This is a genomic window from Photorhabdus viridis (assembly GCF_040256935.1).
GTDB classification, from domain to species: Bacteria; Pseudomonadota; Gammaproteobacteria; order Enterobacterales; family Enterobacteriaceae; genus Photorhabdus; species Photorhabdus viridis.
In genome coordinates, this window is the sequence record NZ_JBEJZY010000109.1 from 1 (window position 1) to 3,524 (window position 3,524).

Annotated in this window: 1 protein-coding gene; it reads left to right on the plus strand. The window is 55.9% G+C overall.

The genetic code is table 11. The annotated features are described in order from the left end of the window. Positions 1–3,524: amino acid adenylation domain-containing protein (locus tag ABR397_RS22110; RefSeq protein WP_350307594.1), on the plus strand; the 3,524-nt coding region annotated here is incomplete at both ends.

The window sequence follows — 3,524 nt, forward strand, 5'->3', positions numbered from 1 at the left end:
AGCTATTCTTAAAGCCGGTGCCGTTTACGTGCCGATTGATCCCAGTATGCCGGATGAGCGGAAAAACTGGCTAATGAGGGATTCCTCAGCCAAATTGTTGCTCACCGATACCTGGGCGGATATTCCGGCTAACCTGACGGTTCCCCTGTTGTGTCTTTTTGATGAGACAGATACGAGTAGAGAGAGCGATCGTTTAAACCCTGAATTACCGTGTTCCAGTACCGGATTGGCATATATTATGTACACCTCCGGCTCGACTGGTACGCCCAAAGGGGTCTTGGTGCCGCACCGGGCGGTGGTCCGGCTGGTCATCAATAATGGCTATGCCGAAATTGGGCCGGGTGATCGGGTAGCTTTTGCTGCTAACCCGGCTTTTGATGCCAGCACGTTTGAAGTCTGGGCGCCGTTGCTCAATGGCGGCGCGTTAGTGGTGGTCGATCGTGTCACTTTGCTGACACCGCTGGAGTTTGTACAAGTTTTACAGGTTCAGCGAATAACGGCGCTGTGGCTGAGTGTCGGATTGTTTAACCAGCTGGCGGCGGAGTTGTCTCCGGTTCTGCCGCAAATAAAGCTCCTGATTGTCGGGGGAGATGCCCTTGATCCCCATGTTATCGGGCAGGTATTGAGCACGAGTCCGCCACAACAGTTATTGAATGGCTATGGGCCGAGTGAAGGCACTACCTTTACCACGACATACCGTATCACGGCATCAGCGCAGGGAGCGATCCGTATCCCGATTGGCCGACCGGTAGCCAACACGCGGGTTTATCTGTTGGATACGCATGGTCAGCCGGTGCCGTTGGGGGCGGTCGGGGAGATTTATGTGGGGGGCGATGGGGTTGCTTATGGTTATCTTAATCATCCTGAATTGACGGCTGAACGTTTTCTGGTTGATCCGTTCAGTGATCACCCGGATGCACGCATGTACCGTACCGGGGACTTGGCGCGTTATATGCCGGATGGCAATCTGGAGTTTCTGGGCCGCAACGATCAGCAGGTTAAAGTCCGCGGTTTCCGCATTGAACCGGGGGAAATTGAAGCCCGGCTGGCAGAACACCCGGCGGTGCGTGAGGCTGCTGTGTTGGTACGGGGGGAAGGGGAGGATAAACGGCTGGTGGCCTATGTGGTGGCACCCGTGGATGACGGGCTGGTGAACAGCCTGCGTGCCTACCTGAGTACCGTTTTGCCTGACTATATGGTGCCGTCCGCCTTTGTGCGTCTGGAGGCGTTTCCGTTGACCCCGAATGGTAAACTGGATCGTCGTGCGCTACCGGCGCCGGACAATGAAGCCTTTGCTTATCAAGTTTACGAAGCGCCCCAGGGCGAAACGGAAATTGCACTAGCAGAGATTTGGCGTGAGTTACTGGGGATTGAGCAGATAAGCCGGTATGACAGTTTCTTTGCCCTGGGCGGCCATTCATTACTCGCAATACGGATGATTGAACGCCTGCGTCACTTGGGATTGACCCTGACGGCGCGTGATCTGTTTCAGTTTCCGGTGCTGTTTGAACTGGCTCGGTCACTGGGACAGCATCAGGCGGTGACCGTGCCGCCTAACGTTATCACCCCGGCAACCACGGCGCTGACGCCGGAGATGTTGCCGCTGATTGACTTGACTCAGCCTGATATTGACCACATCGTCGCGCAGGTACCGGGTGGGATCGTCAATATTCAGGATATTTATGCGTTGTCGCCGTTGCAGGATGGCATTTTATTTCATCATCTGTTGGCAAATGAAGGTGATCCGTATCTGTTGATGGGTCAGATGGCTTTTGCTGACCGGTCTCTGTTAGATCGTTATCTGGACGCGGTTCAACGAGTGGTTGATCGGCACGATATCTTACGTACCGCTTTTATCTGGCAAGGGTTGTCAGTGCCGGCGCAGGTGGTCTGGCGTCAGGCCCAATTGTCGGTGACTGAACTGACATTAAACCCGGCTGACGGCGCGATCAGTGATCAGTTAACCCGACGTTTTGATCCGCGTCATCATCGTCTCGACCTGGGGGAAGCGCCGTTATTGCGTTTTGTGGTGGCGCAGGAGACTGATGGCCGCTGGATTGTCCTGCAATTGCTGCATCACCTGATTGGCGACCATGAAACGATGGAAGTGATGCACCGCGAAGTCCAGGTGTATCTGATGGGGCAGGAGGATAGCTTGTCTGCGCCGACACCGTTCCGCAATTTGGTGGCGCAGGTCCGGCTAGGGGAGAGTCAGGAAGCGCATACCCGTTTCTTTACCGAGATGCTGGCGGCGGTGGATGAACCCACGCTGTCGTTCGGATTGACGGAGGTGCATCGTGATGGATCTCAGATGACGGAATCTCATCGGATGCTGGCGCCTGAGCTGAATGACCGTCTGCGCAGTCAGGCTAGACATCTGGGCGTCAGTCTGGCGGCTTTATGTCATCTGGCCTGGGCACAGGTGTTGTCGCGTACCAGTGGTCAGAAGAATGTCGTGTTTGGCACCGTGCTGTTTGGGCGTATGCAGGCGGGAGAAGGCGCTGACAGTGGCATGGGGCTGTTTATCAATACCCTGCCGCTGCGTCTGGATATTGATGAAACGCCGGTAAGGAACAGCGTACAGGCCGCTCATACCCGGCTGGCCGGATTATTAGAACATGAGCACGCGTCACTGGCGCTGGCCCAGCGTTGCAGCGGTGTGCCGGGTGAACTCCCCCTCTTTAATAGCCTGTTGAATTATCGGCATAATGCCTTGCCGGTAATGTCAGATAAACTTATCAGTGGTATTGAATTTCTGGGCGCACAGGAGCGGACCAACTATCCGTTAATGCTGTCAGTGGAGGATTTTGGGGAAGCCCTGGGGCTGACGGCTCAGGTAGTGCAACCGTTTGATCCGGAAAGCCTGTGCGGTTATATGCAACAGGCATTGGAAAGTCTGGCGGCGGCCTTGGAGCAGGCTCCGGACATGCCTGTTCGGGCATTGGAAATTCTGCCGGAAGCGGAACGTACGTTGCTGTTAAAAACCTGGAACGCCACGGAAACCGCCTATCCTGAGCAATTGTGCATTCATCAGTTGTTTGAACGGCAGGTGGCGAAAACGCCTGACGCGATAGCATTAGTCTGTGAAGAGCAGACCCTCAGTTATGGCGAACTCAATGCTCGTGCCAACCGGCTGGCCCATCAGCTGATGGCGCTGGGTGTCGGACCGGATCAGCGCGTGGCGATTTGCGTGTCACGTTCACCGGCAATGGTGGTGGCGGTATTGGCGGTACTGAAAGCCGGCGGGGCCTATGTGCCGTTAGACCCGGCTTATCCGGGTGAACGTCTGGCGCATATCCTGCATGATGCCGCGCCGTCCGTAATACTGGCGGATGAGGCCGGGTGTGGGGCGCTGGGCAAGCCAGCGCTGACCGGACTGACAGTCCTGAACCCCAATATATTGCCGGACCAGGCGGACAGCAACCCGCAGAGACCGGGGCTGACTGACCGTCATTTAGCCTATGTAATTTATACTTCCGGCTCCACGGGCGTGCCAAAAGGGGTGATGATTGAGCACCGGAATA